At 40.6% G+C, this 16,635-nt stretch carries 14 protein-coding genes; 11 read left to right on the forward strand and 3 right to left on the reverse strand.

Going from position 1 to position 16,635, the window contains the following annotated elements:
• Window positions 1-144: 144 nt before the first annotated feature.
• From chlG to petP, 3 genes are all read right to left on the reverse strand, one after another.
• A complete protein-coding gene (chlG, locus tag NDI42_RS26870; protein ID WP_190460614.1) occupies window positions 145-1,140 on the reverse strand; it encodes a chlorophyll synthase ChlG in 996 nt (331 codons plus the stop codon).
• Between the two features lie 118 nt (window positions 1,141-1,258).
• The gene (locus tag NDI42_RS26875) at window positions 1,259-2,356 is read right to left on the reverse strand and encodes a Get3/ArsA fold putative tail anchor-mediating ATPase NosAFP (RefSeq protein ID WP_190460615.1); all 1,098 of its coding nucleotides are present in this window, start codon (window positions 2,354-2,356) and stop codon (window positions 1,259-1,261) included.
• Between the two features lie 4 nt (window positions 2,357-2,360).
• A complete protein-coding gene (petP, locus tag NDI42_RS26880) occupies window positions 2,361-2,555 on the reverse strand; it encodes a cytochrome b6f subunit PetP (protein WP_190425295.1) in 195 nt (64 codons plus the stop codon).
• 247 nt (window positions 2,556-2,802) lie between these two features.
• On the opposite strand from petP, the gene NDI42_RS26885 reads away from it, so the two are divergent.
• From NDI42_RS26885 to NDI42_RS26930, 11 genes are all read left to right on the forward strand, one after another.
• Window positions 2,803-4,782, forward strand: a complete 1,980-nt coding sequence (locus NDI42_RS26885; protein ID WP_190460617.1) for an O-antigen ligase family protein — start codon at window positions 2,803-2,805, stop codon at window positions 4,780-4,782.
• A gap of 377 nt (window positions 4,783-5,159) precedes the next feature.
• Window positions 5,160-6,005 carry an ABC transporter permease gene (locus NDI42_RS26890; protein WP_190460636.1) on the forward strand — a complete coding sequence of 282 codons (846 nt, stop codon included), beginning with the start codon at window positions 5,160-5,162 and terminating at the stop codon, window positions 6,003-6,005.
• Window positions 6,006-6,029: 24 nt separating this feature from the next.
• Window positions 6,030-7,304, forward strand: a complete 1,275-nt coding sequence (locus NDI42_RS26895; RefSeq protein WP_199311492.1) for an ABC transporter ATP-binding protein — start codon at window positions 6,030-6,032, stop codon at window positions 7,302-7,304.
• Between the two features lie 43 nt (window positions 7,305-7,347).
• Window positions 7,348-8,814, forward strand: a complete 1,467-nt coding sequence (locus tag NDI42_RS26900; protein ID WP_190460621.1) for a class I SAM-dependent methyltransferase — start codon at window positions 7,348-7,350, stop codon at window positions 8,812-8,814.
• Window positions 8,811-9,854 (forward strand): glycosyltransferase family 4 protein, encoded by a 1,044-nt coding sequence (locus tag NDI42_RS26905; RefSeq protein WP_190460623.1) that lies wholly within the window; start codon window positions 8,811-8,813, stop codon window positions 9,852-9,854. The genes NDI42_RS26900 and NDI42_RS26905 overlap by 4 nt, the downstream gene beginning before the upstream one ends.
• Window positions 9,855-9,915: 61 nt before the next feature.
• Entirely contained in the window at window positions 9,916-10,533 is a 618-nt protein-coding gene (locus tag NDI42_RS26910; protein ID WP_348231791.1) for a class I SAM-dependent methyltransferase, read from the forward strand.
• Window positions 10,534-10,631: 98 nt separating this feature from the next.
• Window positions 10,632-11,444: a class I SAM-dependent methyltransferase gene (locus tag NDI42_RS26915; protein ID WP_190460627.1), complete on the forward strand. Its 813-nt coding sequence runs from the start codon at window positions 10,632-10,634 to the stop codon at window positions 11,442-11,444.
• Window positions 11,441-13,828 carry a glycosyltransferase family 4 protein gene (locus tag NDI42_RS26920; protein ID WP_190460630.1) on the forward strand — a complete coding sequence of 796 codons (2,388 nt, stop codon included), beginning with the start codon at window positions 11,441-11,443 and terminating at the stop codon, window positions 13,826-13,828. The genes NDI42_RS26915 and NDI42_RS26920 overlap by 4 nt, the downstream gene beginning before the upstream one ends.
• Window positions 13,829-14,022: 194 nt before the next feature.
• On the forward strand, window positions 14,023-14,283 hold the full coding sequence (locus tag NDI42_RS29015) for a GtrA family protein (protein WP_399318501.1): 261 nt from the start codon (window positions 14,023-14,025) through the stop codon (window positions 14,281-14,283).
• Window positions 14,274-15,248 carry a GDP-mannose 4,6-dehydratase gene (locus NDI42_RS26925; RefSeq protein WP_190460632.1) on the forward strand — a complete coding sequence of 325 codons (975 nt, stop codon included), beginning with the start codon at window positions 14,274-14,276 and terminating at the stop codon, window positions 15,246-15,248. Before NDI42_RS29015 ends, NDI42_RS26925 begins: the two co-directional genes overlap by 10 nt.
• Window positions 15,242-16,456, forward strand: a complete 1,215-nt coding sequence (locus tag NDI42_RS26930) for a glycosyltransferase family 4 protein (protein WP_190460634.1) — start codon at window positions 15,242-15,244, stop codon at window positions 16,454-16,456. The genes NDI42_RS26925 and NDI42_RS26930 overlap by 7 nt, the downstream gene beginning before the upstream one ends.
• Window positions 16,457-16,635: the final 179 nt, after the last annotated feature.

Below are 16,635 nucleotides of genomic sequence, written 5' to 3' on the forward strand. Positions count from 1 at the left end.
ATTTCTGGAGCGCAGTGGTTAGCCAAAAATGTGAGTCAAATGCTCAAACTACGTTGCGCTTACCTCAACGAACTCCTATCTGTTTGATATTCTTGCAAAACCGGGATGCTCCCGTCAATGTTGGATTTCGTATTTCAACCCAACCTAATAATAAACAGCGTGACCTAATGCCAAACTAGCAACCAGCATTCCTAGAACTAGAAAAGGTTGAGCGCTTGCCTGATATTTCACATCATTTTTCAGGGGATCGCGCAGAAAATACATATCCTGAAAAGTGATTTGGGGGATGATGAGTAATATCAAGATTGCCGCATAAAGATTTTGGTGGATGCTAATTAAATACGCGGCAATTCCAGCTTGAAAAATATCGATCATTAGCACGCATATCCATGCAGCCGTGCCAACGCCAAACATCACCGGAAGCGATTGTAGACCGAGTTGGCGATCGCCTTCAACACTCTTGAAGTCATTCACCACCGCGATTCCCAACCCCGCCAAACTGTAGAACAGCGTCAGAATCATAATCGTAGCGTTTAACTCGCCAAACAGCGCGTGACCAGTCCACCAGGGAAGAGCAATATAACTGGCACCCAGTGCGTAATTGCCTAGCCAGCCATTTTTCTTCAGCTTCAGCGGTGGCGCAGAATAAATATAGGCTAGAAAAGTACCACCCAAGGCAATGCAGGTGATGGTAGGAAAATCATGCCCTGCCCATCTATCTAAAACGTAGGAAAGACCTAACCCTGCAAATAACAGCAGCAAAATTTGCGTTACCACTTGGGGAACAGAAATGGCACCAGAGGGAATAGGACGGTAAGGTTCGTTAATCGCGTCGATATCGCGATCGTAAAAGTCATTTAAAGTTTGGGTATACCCAACCAGAATAGGCCCCGACAGCAGCATACAAGTAGCAGCTTTCAGAACATTTTCCAGAGTCCAAGTGTATTCGCCCGAAGAAGCTGCACCGCAGACAACGCCCCAAATCAGGGGAATCCAGGTAATCGGCTTCATCAGCTGCAAGCGAATTTTCCAAATAGAAGTCTCGCCAGAAGCAGCACCTTTCATGCCTAGCAGTTGCCGAGTTTTCGCACTGCGCTCAGCTGAGTTATCATTTGTTGGTTGTCCGTTGTCCGTTGTCATTTGCTAATAGGTAATAGGGACTGGGGACTGGGGGCTAGGGACTGGGGGTTGAGGGCTAGAAACTAGGGGTTAGGTAAGCCATTTTCCCAATTCCCAATCCCCAATCCCCAATTCCCAATTAAAACGAAATCGTTAAGTAACTATTTTGAAATTTAGCGCCTTTGACGGATTGACCGCTCAACTGGGGCGGCAAAGAGATATTACGTCGCTGGTCTCCAGCATCGATGGTGACTTCTGGGCCAGACTGGGTAAGTTTTACCTGTTTTTTGTCAAAACCAGGCAAGAATAAACGTACCTGACGGGCAGAGATATCAATCTCAATCGGTTTGGGAGCCGATGCAGCTTGACGCAAATCTGGGAGAGCTTCTATCAGGGGTTGCCAGTCACTAGGAGGACAGATAGGAAGAGAACTAACTGCCAAAGGGCTAAAGTTCACCGAGATGCCTTCTGTCACAGGCTCCTGGTTTAGCAGTACGCCGCCCACAGTCAGCCCGATTTGTTGGGCGCTACCCCACAGATACTGGGCAGTTGCCACAGCGGTAGGATCGCCTGTTGTCACCAAATAGGCAGCAGTCCGAGAGGGGTCTGCTATTGCTGCTTTCCCTCGTTCCAGCAGATTGTTCACCTCATTGGTGGGTTGTTGGGCGAAGTTGTCCCCAGTCCATGAGACGTTGAGGACAGCGCTGCTGATCGGTTGAATAAAGGGCGATACTGTTTTCCAGAGGTCGGAATCTTCCACTACTTTCCGGAAGCGACGGATATACCAGCTGAGTATTTCTGGCATACCCAACATCCGTAGGGTAGTCTGGTCGCCGCTGCCATCGTAAACGATCACGTCGTACTTGCCACTAGCATCGTACTCGCGGATGGCATTTAGAGCTAAGGCGCTATCCATCCCTGGCAATACGCCTAGTTCTTGACCGTAGACATTTTTTATCAGGGGTGTCCGGAGATATTGCGCCTCCAGTTTTTTGATTTCTTCCCAGCTGCGCTCTAGCAAGACGGCCGACTGGAACTGCACTACTTGCAAATTTTGAGTTATTTCCTGGGGGTCGGGACTGGTGGGTGTCCCCAGCAGCAATCCGAGGGATGGGCCGGGGTCAACTCCAGCCAGTAGAACTCGCGCTCCCTGGTTTGCCAGTTTTTTTGCAGCTGCGATCGCTACTGTTGTGCGACCAGTGCCGCCTTTGCCCAAAAAAGTTAAAATCAAGGCCATCTCTTTACTGTGCAGGTTTCAGTTCGTCTTCAAAGAACCATGTGGCTGAGTTGTCCTCGAATTGGACTACGACCCCAACGCCACTACCATCGGTCATTCTGTAACCTTGGATGGTTCCGACTTTCCCCAGTTTATTGACTATCGCGGGTGATACCCTGTCTCTGAGGCGGTATACTTTAACTTTTTGACCTATCTCCATTACTGCTCCAATGCAATCAACCATTCCACAGTGTAGGATGAAACCTTAGAGATTGGTTAAATTAGATAGCGGCGATCGCGCTTATTCTCATTTAGGGGTTGATTTAGGGCAAGGTATGCAGCAAAGCCAGGAAGCTCCTAACCTTAACATCTAGCTAGCTAGCTTCCCGCTGACTAGGGATTTAGGAGTATGGTTGTGCGCTCTATTCGCATAAAGTTTTATTGGACAAGCAAATTTTTCCCGCCTTATGAGTAAGATTGTCCGCCTTCACTTTTTAGCTTCTCATATCTTTCTGCTCTTGTGCTTTGCACTTCACATTTTTGTCAGGCCCTATAATAGTTTTCCTTGGAGCAACTTTATTTCATTTCTCACTTTATTTATTACTACTATAATTCATCCTTTATTAGGGCTTGGTGTTCTCAGTTTTGTTATTCCCTTCACTGCTAATGTCTACGAACACCTTGACGCTCTTTTCCAAATACGATTATTGATATTAGACCTTTTAAGTATCGATACCGTAATTGGCTTTATTCTAGCAATTTTGTTTAAAGATATTTATCTAAAAAAATGGGATTTTGGACTAAAAGGGATTCAAGATAAAACCCGCTTTCTTGCTTATCTCCTAATTATTTTTCATCTAATTATTATTTTAACGGTTGCCATCGGTATATCCCGCAACTTGTATCAAGCAGCTTCAGCATTTTCATTCCAAGGATTATTCCATAATCTTATTAATATTCGCTACGCTGGCTTGTATGATGATTATTTTCCGCTCAAGGATCTGTTTATTTTTACTGCTGTTATAACTCTCAGCATTAGGTTACTTGCCTTAGTCAGGACTAAGTTTCAGTTATATCAGAGCATTTTAGCTCCTCTTTTTGCTGCTTCCGCCATCATTCTTACTTACGCTGTATACTCCAAAATTACAGGTATTGGATACAACAGAGATGGTGCTGAATTTGGTGTAAATAGCTTTTTCCCAGACCTTCACGCCTATGGTGGATATGCCGTAGCTGCTTTTCTGGGGGCTCTTTATTATCTTAAGTCTTCTAACAAAATATTAAGAATAATAGCTGGCGCGTACTCATTGCTGGCTGCGGTGGGGGTTGTAGTCAGCAGCTCTCGTTTTTCGATAGTAATGCTATTGCTATCAATTTTAATTTATTTAGTTTATTTTATAAAAACTAAATCGGAAAAGCCTTTATTGACGTTTGCTTTTATCGCTTTAGTAGGCGTGGCAGCAGCTATACTGTTAAATCACTGGGGTGATAGAGACTTGTTTAGATATCTTGCTCAAGTGCCTAAGGCTAAATCTTTTGCAGAATTTAGCACGGTGCTTAGCGACCGTCCAGATATATTTCGATCGGTTCTTTTAATGTATAGCCAGTATCCTATTCTTGGTTTAGGGAAAGGAATCTTTTATCGTCAAAGCTCATTTGGAGAGTTTAGTGATTCTGCTTTTTTTGCAGGTATTTATAATGGCGAAAATGCTCACAATTATTTTTTACAGATTCTTGCTGAAACAGGTTTTGTGGGTTTTAGCGTATTTTGTTTTATCTTCGTTTACCAAGCATTTTTCTTGAAAAATCGCTATAAGCAAATAGTAACTCTTTTAATAATAGGTATTTTTTTAGGCAATCTTTACGGACACTCCCTATTAATCCCTAACATACTTGTAATTTTATTTATATTGCTTGGGGCGGCTAATACAGAAGTACAGGATAGCTCAGATCAACAAGAAGTCTTATATAAAAACCTTTCTCAGCACTGGCGTTATTTTCTCATAGCAGCGGCAACGGCATTAGTCATTGCCGCAACAATGGAAGTGAAAACAAGCTACGGAAAGGTTCCCTTTCAGCCGCGTTTTGTTTGCCATAAAGCAGCTTACTATGAAGATCAACAAACTGGAGGCTTATTTGAAGGTAACTACAAAGTAACTGGAAAAACTATGAAGGTAAAATATACAAATCACAATCCAGAAAATAAAACGTATCCTCTAACAATTGACTTCGACTTAGAGCAGTCGGGTAAAAATATTTATCATCATAAACGTAATATCAATTCTCCAAGGCAATATGAAAATAATTTTGATATTTCTCAAATTAGCAGTGGTTCTGATATAATGCTACGGATTAAAACTTCTCGGTGTTTTACACCTATAAATATGGGAATGAATTGGGATAATAGACGCTTAGGAATACAGCTAATAGAAGTTTCTTTTGAGTAAGAAATGAGTGCCAGAAGAATAACACAATGGGGAAGATTATTCTTGTACATTGGTTAAAAACACTTATTATAACAATAAACAACAGCGGAGAGGTTAGGAGATACCGTAGGCGGTAGTTTTCAGCTCTTTCAGCTACAAGTATCCGGATAGTGATCGCCATTGTCCAAAATGGCAACTAAACAAGTTTTTACCTAAGATAGCTCGTCGATGGTTTGTATTTGCGCCAAATTGTTATAAAATCGTACACTCAGCAGATGTTAATCTGAAAGCGCGGTGTGTAAGTGACAGAAGCGGGAACTTTAAATTTGGGCTGCCGACTTAAAGAAAAAGCGCTTCTGTGCAGGTTGTCGTCTGGAGAGTAAAGGTTGTTGAAGTCGATAAAGACAGCTGCACGTAAGGTAAAAAAACTTGCTTACTGGCTCCCACTCAGCGAACAGTGGTGGGCAAAGCTAGATTTGCTCAAAGCTTTGGTGCAACGCGACTTGTCGGCACGATACAAGGGGTCGATCTTAGGCAATTTGTGGCCCCTGTTGAATCAGCTGTCGCAGTTGCTAATTTACACCTATGTCTTCTCAATTGTCTTGCAAGTGAAGCTGAGTCTCAAGGGATTGCCTACAAATAACCTTACATTTGGTTTGTGGCTGTTTGCAGGATTGCTTCCCTGGATTGCCTTTACTGGTGGGCTATTTCAGGCATCTGGTTCGGTCGTGGGGCAGCCTAATTTGGTGAAAAAGGTAGTTTTTCCTTTGGCTTTATTACCTCTAGTGCCAGTGCTATCAGCGTTCATTGAGAGTACCTTTGGCTTAATGGCGTTGATTGTCTTGGTGGCAGTGTCATCAAATACAATACACAGTACGTTATGGCTGTTGCCGCTAGTATGGCTACCTCAATTGCTTTTGACAGCAGGGCTGGGGTATTTAACCGCAGGGTTGACGGTATTTTTGAGAGATGTTCCGCAGACGCTGGGAGTTATATTAAACCTTTGGTTTTATTTAACGCCGCTTGTCTATCCAGCATCGGTGATTCCCCAAGAGTGGCGAGGTTGGGTATTTTGGTTGAATCCCCTGGCAGCGATCGCAGAAGTGTATAGAGATTTGATTTTGGTGGGAGAAGTGACGCATTGGGGAGAGTGGGGAGTTGCTACATTAGTCTCTGTTGTGGGGTTTTTTGGCGGATTATGGGTGTATCGTCGGTTACGACCAGCATTTGCTGATGTACTCTAGTATTGGGACAACAACAGCTGTGTGATGAGTGATATTGCTATTTCTCTGAAAAATGTCTCGAAGTGCTACAAGCGCTATGCGCGTCCCGTAGACAGACTTAAGGAAATTTTGCTACCGACGAGGAGTCACGTCCAAGAGTTTTGGGCGTTACAAGATATTAACCTGGAGATAAACAGGGGAGAGACACTAGGAATTATTGGGCAAAATGGTTCTGGAAAAAGCACCCTCCTGCAAATTATTGCAGGAACTTTGATGCCAACCACTGGTGAGCTAGGGGTAAACGGTCGAGTTTCGGCATTACTAGAACTCGGCAGTGGCTTTAATCCAGAATTTACTGGGCGGCAAAATGTATTTTTTAACGGGCGAATCTTGGGATTAAGTCAACTAGAAATTGCCGATAAATTTGATGATATTGAGGCTTTCGCTGAGATCGGAGATTTTATCGATCAGCCTGTTAAAACTTATTCGAGCGGCATGGTAGTGCGATTAGCATTTGCCGTTGTTGCCCATACAGAACCAAAAATTCTAATTGTAGATGAAGCACTTGCTGTCGGAGATGCCAAGTTCCAAGCTCGGTGCATGAAGCGGATTCGTCAGCTTAAGGAACAAGGGGTAACAATTTTATTTGTTTCTCATGATTCCTCAAGTGTTAAAATGCTATGTCAACGTGCCGCTCTAATGAATCATGGAAGAATTATAGAAATAGGTAATCCCAAGGATGTAGTAAATCACTACATTGCTGTACTAAGCTCAGATAAAACTCAATTTGAGGATGAGAAAATAAATACAAATCTCACCATTGAAGATACTTTCATAAAAGGTAAAAACGAACATCTCATGCATAGGCATGGGAACCAACTAGCTGTAATCAATGACGTGAAGATTACATCGGCTGATGGCAGAGAAATCCGAAATAAGGTTGAGACTGGAACAATTATTAACATTGTACTTTTTTTGGAAACTAAGGCAGAATTATCAGATTTAGTTATTGGTATATCTATTAGAAACTTAATGGGTGTAGTGGTTTATGGAACTAACACTCAGTTAATGAGGACTCAGATATCTAAATATAAGGAAGGCGAGGAAGTAACGGCAATTTTTCAAATGCCTTGTTACTTAAATAGAGGAGTTTATACGGTAACAGCAGGAATACATTCTGAAGAAGGATTGAGTTACGATTGGATAGATGAGTTGGTGGTATTTGAAGTTAATAATAGTAATAGTTGTGAAGGTATAGTAGATATGAATTGTGGGATAACAATTAAACTAAATAATAGAATGAATATGTTAGTTGATTAACTAATCAGAACAAAAGCGACATAAGTAACTGGGAGTCAGACAAATGGTTGAAGAAAATAATCCTAAGATAAATGTAAATGAATTAATCCAAAAAATCCGTCAAGAAGTTGCTAAACGTGAAAGCATATCACAACCAGTCAATAGGGAATTCAGAGTGGGGGGGGTAATAGTAGAAAGCTATATAAACCACATAGAAGCTTTACTTCATAATGCTGAATTTAAATCACAAGTTCGTACTCATTTGCCGGAAAAGTTTAAACGGTTTCCATTTAATTTAACTGGATGGTTACAAAAGTTTTCTCTTAAGCTATATAATTTTTTTCGAAAAGAGCAACGTGCAGTTAATTATTCTTTAATCGAAGCATTAAGGGACAGTGTAGTACTGAATCGAAACCTCAGCGAACAAATAACTGCTCTGCAAACACAATTAAATGGAATAAGCGATCGCCTAAGCGCTACCGACGAGAGTTTAGCAGGAGTTCGGGATAGCTTGAATGTTACCGACGAGCGGCTGCAAGGAATGAGCGATCGCCTAAGCGCCACCGACGAACGCATCAGCACCGCCGAGAAGCAGATCAGCGCCACCGAGGAACGCATCAGCACCGCCGAGAAGCAGATCAGCGCCACCGAGGAACGCATCAGCACCACCGACGAGCGCATCAGCACCGCCGAGAAGCAGATCAGCACCACCGACGAGCGCAATCTCAGAAATGATAGTTATATCAAAAATGACCTAGTTCAACAGAAGCGACTACTCACCTTATTTTTCGAGGAAGCAAGGCAAAGATTACCAGAAGCTTTTAACCAAGATCAATTACAAACTTTTGTTGACCAAGAGCAACACTTGCCAGATGCTTTTTATGTCGCTTTTGAAGATCAATTTCGTGGCAGCCGGGAGGAGATACTTAACAGACTCAAAGTCTATTTGCCTTTAATTGAAGAAGTCAAGGTTGGTACCCTTGACAACCCGATTTTAGATGTTGGCTGCGGGCGGGGCGAATGGTTAGAATTGCTGCATAAGTTGGGATATGCAGCACGAGGCATAGACATCAACAGGGTAATGCTGGAGCAATGCCGATCTAGAGGACTTGAAGTGATGGAGGCAGATGTAATTGATTACTTGCAGAGTTTACCTGATGCCATCTATGGTGCTGTAACGGGGTTTCATATTATCGAGCATTTGCCCTTTAATTTATTGATGAAGTTGGTTGATGAAACTTTGCGGGTACTTACTCCGGGAGGTATGGTAATTTTTGAAACTCCTAATCCTAGAAATATATTAGTAGGTTCTGGAGATTTTTACAGAGACCCAACTCATCGCCATCCTATTCATCCCGATACTATTAATTTTGTAGCGCATTTGCAAGGGTTCATTAGAAGTGACATATATGTGTTTGAAAAACAGGATGGCAAACAAAAGCTGAGTAGCTTATCTCAAAAGAGGTTTGAGGAATTGAATGACTACATTAATGTTTCGCGTGATTTTGCATTGATAGCTTACAAAGCATGAGAATAGGATTAGCTACAGTTCAAGTACCATTTATTCGGGGAGGAGCCGAAAATTTAGTATCTGGTTTAGCCAGTGCTATTCAAAACTTTGGACACGAAGTTGAAGAAATATCAATGCCTTTTCGCTTTGCTCCAGTAAGTGAAGTTAAGCGGAGTATGGATATGTGGGCAAGTGAGAACTTTGAATATATGAATGGCTACAATATGGACTTGGTCATTTGTCTCAAGTTTCCCACTTTTTACTTAAAGCATCCCAACAAAGTTGCTTGGATTATACATCAACATCGTGCTGTCTATGACCTCTGGAATACTCCTTTTACTGAAGGATTATCACAAACATCTGAGGGTAAAGAACTTAGACAGGATATTATTGTACGTGACACAGAAGCATTACATACCATTGGGAAAAGATTTACTATAGCTAAAACCGTTTCAAAGCGTCTTCAAGATTTCAATCAAATCAGCTCCATACCTCTCTATCATCCACCAAAGCTGGCTAATCATTTCTATACAGCTCCAGCACAACCTTACATTTTTTATCCTAGCCGTTTAGAAGACCTGAAGAGACAGGAGCTACTGATTAAAGCTATGAAGTATGTTAAATCTCCAGTGGTAGCTTTACTGGCTGGAGATGGGGGAAAGAAACTAGCTTTACAGGATGCAATCTATCAGCTCAATCTCAGTCACCGGGTACGCTTAGTCGGACGGCTTACAGATGATGAAATGTTGGGTTTCTATGCTCATTCCTTAGGGGTATTTTTTGGTTCCTATAATGAAGACTATGGTTATATAACGTTAGAAGCGATGCTAGCGGCTAAACCAGTGATTACTTGCATTGATTCAGGAGAACCAGTAGAGTTTGTGATAAACCAAGAAACAGGGTTTGTTGTCCAACCTGAACCGGAAGCGATCGCGCAAGCAGTTGATGACTTATACTTTCATCAACAACGTGCTGCTGAAATGGGAAAAGCAGGTTTAGAAAGATACCATGCTCTAGGTATATCTTGGAACAACGTCATCCAAAAGGTTTTACACGAATAATTTTTTGAAAAGACTTTACGGAGCCAAAGTTATGAACACTCTAAAGTCCCTAAGTTCCAAAGTGATTCGCAAAATATCAAAGTTATCTCAAAGTAATGCCAGTAATATCACACGAATGGTCTACAAAGCAAATCAACAGCAAAAAGTTACCGAAAAAATTGAGTATAAGCCAATTAGTGAGTTCGATCATTCAAAATATCCCCGAAAGTTAAATTTAGGCTGCGGATTTGATATTAGGCCCGATTATATAAACGTAGATTTTCAGGATTTTCATAAGCCAGACCTAGTATCTGATATCAGAAAATTAGATATACTACCGTCAGATTATTATGAGGAAATTGTTGCCCAAGATTGTCTAGAGCATTTCCCTCGCTGCGATACCGAACCGGCGCTAGCTGAGTGGTCGAGGTTACTTAAGTCAGGAGGTATTCTGAAGCTTAGAGTTCCTAATTTGATTGGGTTACTTGAGCTTTTTTTATGGGAAGAGAAACAATCTATCGAAGATCAGAAGACATTAGTTCAATGCCTCTTTGGAACACAGGCTTACGAGGGGGATTGGCATTTAACTGGTTTTACGCAGCTCCTGTTGGAGCATTATTTAGAACAAGCTGGATTTTCCAAAATTAAAATCCAATCCAAAGATCATTGGTTATTTGACGTAGTTTGTGAAAAAAAATAATAGGAATAAGACAACATAGATCAATAAACCGATTTATAGCAAATAGGATTTGACTGTACTACGGGTTGAATCTGTAAACGAAGTTATTGAGGAACAAAATGTTCAGAATTGATATTGAGTATCCTACAACTAGCAAAAATGAGCCGCGTTACACTGAAAGCAACACCAACAAATATATTGAACGAGTTTTAACAGAAAATGTTAATTCTTATCAGTCTACCTTGAGGAGTTTTGAAAAGTATTTTCCTAACTTGATGAAAATAGAGGCTTATGGTGATGAAAACTCAAATTCTCCCTGTTATATAAACCCGTTTTTACCTGGGTTAGACTCTGTATCCCTTTATTGCCTTATTGCAGAAGTCAAGCCAAAGACATATATAGAAGTTGGTTCAGGCAATTCTACAAAATTTGCAAAAAAAGCAATTATTGACAATAGCTTAAGCACCAAATTAATCTCAATTGATCCTCAACCTAGAGCAGAGATTGATAAGCTATGCGATGAAGTTATTCGGATGCCTTTAGAAGATATCAGTTTAGATATTTTCGATAGCATTAGGGAGAATGATATAGTATTTTTTGACGGTTCACACAGATGTTTCATGAATTCTGATGTTACGGCTTTATTCTTAGATATTATGCCCAGGCTAAAGTCGGGTACTTATCTTCATATTCACGATATTTTCTGGCCACTAGATTATCCATCCGAATGGAAAGAAAGGTACTATAACGAACAATATTTATTAGGAACTTTATTGGCTAATGGATTAGTAAACTACGAGGTAATATTGCCAAATATTTATGTATCCTTGAATCCAGAGCTATTGAATATTATAGAACCTCTATGGGCATCAGATATGAAATTTAAGCATGTTGAAAGACATGGCTGTAGCTTTTGGATGTGCAAGAGATGAGAATTGCTATCATCGCTCCTAGCCCTGTCCCATTTTGTATTGGTGGTGCTGAAAACCTTTGGTGGGGGCTGTTAAACTGCATCAACCAAAATACTCCTCATCAAGCAGATTTAATTAAATTGCCAAGTCCTGAAAGGAATTTTTGGGAATTAGTGGATAGTTACAGGCAATTTTCACAATTAGATTTAAATCACTTTGATATAGTGATTTCTGGAAAATATCCGGGTTGGATGGTACAACATCCAAACCATATTTGTTATATGTTGCATCGGTTACGCGGTTTATATGATACCTATCATTTTACCGGCTACCCAGAAATATATAGTTCAAATCATCCAGAAATCATTGCTTTACAGCACTTGATGAAAGGCGAACGAGAAAATAGAGATGCTTTAAAAGAAGTTTTTGCAAAATTAGATCAACTACGTTTTAGCTCAAATTGTCCATCAGATTCGTTTCAATTCCCTGGCTCTTTAATACGACAGGTTATTCATTTTCTAGATGGCGTAGGTTTAGCACCAAGTGCTATCAAAAAGTATGCTGCAATTTCTCATAATGTAGCAAATCGCAAAAGTTATTTTCCTAAAGGTAGTATTGTAGAAGTTATTTATCCACCTTCAATTCTTAAGTCCTTTCGCAGGGGGAACAGCGATTATCTATTCACAGTTAGTCGTTTGGATAGTGCTAAACGGGTCAGCCTTTTAATCGAAGCAATGAAATATGTCAAAGCCAATATTGAATTGAAAATTGGTGGAACAGGTCCTGATGCTGACTCTCTTAAACAATTGGCAGTAAATGACGAAAGAATTATTTTTCTAGGATTTGTAAATGACCAAGAAATAACCAACCTTTATGCTGATGCCCTAACTGTTCTTTACGTTCCCTACGATGAAGATTATGGCTTAGTTACTATAGAAGCAATGATGAGTGGCAAACCAGTGCTGACTACCACAGACGCAGGTGGCCCTAATGAGTTTGTGATTAATGGCGAAACGGGGTATTCTGTTCCCTCTGATCCGCAAGCACTGGCTGAACGAATTGACTATTTGTGCGAGCATCGAGATGAAGCCAAGCAAATGGGTCTGACAGGTCGGAAGTTAGTCGCAGGAATTAACTGGGAAAATACAGTTGCCCAATTACTAGATACAATTAAGCCGCCTACATCCGGTACCTTTATCAACAGGCGAAAAAAAATTACGGTTGCTTTGACATTTCCGGTTTTTCCACCCAGAGGAGGCGGGCAAAGCCGAGTATTTCACTTATATCGGAATTTAGCTAATCAGTTTGATATCGAGTTAGTCACATTTACGAATGCTGACCAAGAGGTGTTTACAGGTGAAATTGCGCCTAACTTGTACGAGACTCGAATTCCTAAATCAATGCTCCATCAACAGCAAGAGTCCCTAATTGAACAGAAAGTAGGAGTACCAATTACTGATGTAGCGATGCCGCAGCTATATCATCTGACACCTGCTTATGTGGAAGCTTTGAGAGCAGCTACAGAATCTTCAGATTTTGTTGTTGCTTCCCATCCTTATCTTTTACCAGCCATTCAAGCTGTGAGTAACCAACCGATTTGGTATGAAGCTCACAATGTTGAAGTAGAACTTAAAAAGAGTATTCTGCCCGATAATCGCAAAGGGCGTGAATTACTAGAAGCAACTCGCCAGGTTGAAAATGAATGCTGCAAGGTAAGTCAATTAATCATGGTTTGTTCTAGTGATGATGGTAAGGCAGTGAATCAAATATACGGTGTTGATATAAGCAAAATAGTTGAAGTTCATAATGGGGTAGATATAGAAACAATTAACTACCTTTCTCTAGAAGAACGTAACTTAAAGAAAAAGAAGTTAGGTGTAGATAAAAGTTTCACCGTCTTGTTTTTGGGAAGTTGGCATGGGCCTAATCTAGAGGCAGTGCGCCACATTTTCCACATAGCGCAAGAACTTCCTGATGTGAATTTTCTCATTTTAGGTAGTGTGGGTTTGGCTTTTAGAGAGGAAAAACGACCTGCCAATGTTGGCTTTATGGGAGTAGTAGATGATGAAACTAAAGATATTGCCCTAAGTGTAGCTGACGTGGCATTAAATACAGTAACATTTGGGTCAGGTACTAACCTGAAAATGCTGGAATACTTTGCTGCTGGTGTTCCGGTGATTTCTACAGATGTCGGTGTAAGAGGGTTAGGGGTCGAAAATGGAAAACACTGTTTGGTGGTAGAGTTAGGACAATTTCCCCAAGCAATCGCTCAACTTAGAGATGAGGACTTAGTAACCAAGCACACTCGTGTTGAAACTGCTAGAAGCTATGTGCAAGAGCGGTTTGACTGGCAGGCGATCGTTCGCCATTTTACAACGCATCTATCAAATATTGTTAAAATATGAATTGATTTAGGTATCCCACTAAAACCTAAATAGGTTTATCTTGTTCTTATTTATAACTAAAAGCTGCACTTAAGATTCATTTCTTTTTGTCAACAAAATGGAATTTAAAAGTCAGTTAAATCGGCATCATACGTTATCAAACAATTAAGGTTCAACCGTACTTGATATGCTAAATCAACTTTTTCGGTACTACTATTGGATTTATAGTTACAGTTATAATTTCTTACTATCTTAACTACAGGTGGACATTTAGCTCTAGTAGTAAACATATAATTGCCCTTCCTCGTTACACAGCTGTTTCCTTGATTGGCTTATGCTTAAATACAGGTATTATGTTTCTTGCCGTTAACGTTTTTCATCTGTGGTATGTAATTGGTCAAACAATTGCAGCCATTATGAGTCCGCTGAATAACTTTTTTCTCAACTCCCACTGGTCATTCAGAACATGGCGATAAAAAAAGCATTAATTACAGGTCTAACCGGACAAGATGGTTCCTACTTAGCCGAACTTCTCCTAGAAAAAGGTTATCAGGTATTTGGTTTAGTACGTCGCTCTAGTTCTGGCAACCTTGACCGCATCAGTCACCTTTCCGGCGAAGTTCAAATCCTCTCTGGCGACCTTTTGGATCAATCTTCCTTAATGGATGTTATTAGTGAATCCCAACCAGATGAAATCTATAACCTCGCCTCCCAAAGCTACGTTCCCCTATCTTGGACACAACCAGCTCTCACAGCTGAATATACTGCCCTTGGAGTTTCTCGACTTTTAGAATCTATCCGTCGCTGCAAAAAAGATGCCAAATTTTATCAAGCTTCCAGCAGCGAAGTTTTTGGTCAACCAGACGAATCCCCCCAAACCGAACGCACCGCTTTTCGCCCCCGAAACCCTTATGGTGTCGCCAAAGCTTATGCCCATTGGATGACGATTAACTATAGGCAACAGTATAATCTCTACACCTGCTGCGGCATCACCTACACCCACGAATCTCCCCGGCGCGGGACAGAATTCGTGTTTCGCAAAATCACCAGCACAGCTGCGATGATTAAACTTGGTTTGGCAAAAGAACTGAAACTAGGCAACTTAGAAGCTCGTCGAGACTGGTGCTATGCCAAAGATGCGGTATATGCTATGTGGTTGATGTTACAGCAAGAGAAACCTGATGATTACATTATTGCCAGTGGTGAAACCCATTCTGTTAAAGATTTAGTGGAATGTGCTTTTAATTGTGTCGGATTGAATTGGCAAGATTATGTATCTGTAGATCCCGCTTTTTATAGACCTGATGAGTCAGTGCAGTTAGTCGGTTCAATTGATAAAATCAAAAATCAGCTAGATTGGAAACCTCAGTATTCCTTTGAGCAATTGGTTGAATTAATGGTTGAGCATGACCTGAAAAAACTCACCAATACTGGATGCTAAAACTTGTAATTGACGCTACTCCTGTACAGCCCAAACCAAGCGGAGTTGGTCTTTATGTCGCAAATTTAATTCGTTACCTTTATCTGCTACAAAATCAGGGTGACATTCACTTTCAGCTAGGCATTGTTTACCAGCCGGGCATGAAAAATTGGCTGCGTAGCAACTTATCCTGTCCTAAACTGCTGGCAGAGTATTCCAACCTTTACGTAATGCCTTTGCCTGTAAGAATTTCTAACCCTTTATTTTTAGCATCTCCAAAAATATTTCAATCTTATTTTGAACCTTCTCTCAATTATCCAAACATAATTCATGGAACAAATTATTTTGTATATCCATGTAAAAAAAGTAAAAAAGTAATGACTCTTTACGATCTGACGTTTATTAAGTATCCACATTATATAAACTCAGTTGTAAAAGAATATGCCAACCGTGTCCGCGAATGTTTAAAGTGGACTGATTTAGTTATAACTATCTCGGAAAGTTCTAAAAGAGATATAGTTGAATATTTGGAAGTAAACCCAAATCGCGTATATGTCACTCCTTTGGCTAGTCGTTACTATCCAGAATATTTGTCGGATTTGTTAGCTGAGGAAATTATCGCTAAAGGGGAGAGAGCAGCCTCCCAAGTGCGTTTCCAGCCTGATGGTAACGAGAACAAGTACGATTTTTCTAAACCTTATCTACTATTTGTAAGTACGATTGAGCCAAGGAAAAATATTACTAATTTAATTGCAGCTTTTAATTATTTAAAGCAAACGTATAAAATAGAGCATCAATTGGTTTTAGTGGGCCAAAAGGGATGGCATTACGAGCCAATATTTGCCGAAATTGAAGGTTCTGCTTTTCAAAGCGAGATTCATCACTTAGACTATTTATCTGATGAAATGGTGGCTTTGTTTTACTCTAAGGCTGATGCTTTTGTATATCCTTCCCACTATGAGGGTTTTGGTTTACCTGTGTTGGAAGCAATGACGTTAGGGACTCCGGTTATTACTTCAAATACGTCTTCACTGCCGGAGGTGGTGGGAGATGCGGCGTTGTTGGTTGATCCTAACGATGCAATGGGGTTGGCGGAGGCAATATTACAGGTAATTAGTGATTCTCAGTTTCGTCAGGAATTGATTAAAAAGGGTAAGGAAAGAGCTAAAATGTTTTCTTGGGAAAGAACTGCTAGGGAAACATTGAAAGCGTATAAGTTATTGTTTTAAGTTACAAACAAAAACCTACCAAGTTAGACTTGATCATAGTTTTGTTGGGTTTTGCTTACGCTCTAACGCTCTTTCATCACTCTAGGCAGAGGATAATGGGCTTAAAACTGCTCAAAGCCAGAACCAACCTATGACAGAGCGTCGTCAAGCTTCCCCAACCGTAAAATTCGTGGATGAAT

The sequence above is a fragment of the Funiculus sociatus GB2-C1 genome (assembly GCF_039962115.1).
Taxonomy (GTDB): Bacteria; Cyanobacteriota; Cyanobacteriia; order Cyanobacteriales; family FACHB-T130; genus Funiculus; species Funiculus sociatus.

Coding starts and splice junctions, on each gene's coding strand:
- chlG (WP_190460614.1), bottom strand. CDS start 1,140: ATGACAACGGACAACGGACAACCAACAAATGATAACTCAGCTGAGCGC.
- NDI42_RS26875 (WP_190460615.1), bottom strand. CDS start 2,356: ATGGCCTTGATTTTAACTTTTTTGGGCAAAGGCGGCACTGGTCGCACA.
- petP (WP_190425295.1), bottom strand. CDS start 2,555: ATGGAGATAGGTCAAAAAGTTAAAGTATACCGCCTCAGAGACAGGGTA.
- NDI42_RS26885 (WP_190460617.1), top strand. CDS start 2,803: ATGAGTAAGATTGTCCGCCTTCACTTTTTAGCTTCTCATATCTTTCTG.
- NDI42_RS26895 (WP_199311492.1), top strand. CDS start 6,030: ATGAGTGATATTGCTATTTCTCTGAAAAATGTCTCGAAGTGCTACAAG.
- NDI42_RS26900 (WP_190460621.1), top strand. CDS start 7,348: ATGGTTGAAGAAAATAATCCTAAGATAAATGTAAATGAATTAATCCAA.
- NDI42_RS26905 (WP_190460623.1), top strand. CDS start 8,811: ATGAGAATAGGATTAGCTACAGTTCAAGTACCATTTATTCGGGGAGGA.
- NDI42_RS26915 (WP_190460627.1), top strand. CDS start 10,632: ATGTTCAGAATTGATATTGAGTATCCTACAACTAGCAAAAATGAGCCG.
- NDI42_RS26920 (WP_190460630.1), top strand. CDS start 11,441: ATGAGAATTGCTATCATCGCTCCTAGCCCTGTCCCATTTTGTATTGGT.
- NDI42_RS26925 (WP_190460632.1), top strand. CDS start 14,274: ATGGCGATAAAAAAAGCATTAATTACAGGTCTAACCGGACAAGATGGT.
- NDI42_RS26930 (WP_190460634.1), top strand. CDS start 15,242: ATGCTAAAACTTGTAATTGACGCTACTCCTGTACAGCCCAAACCAAGC.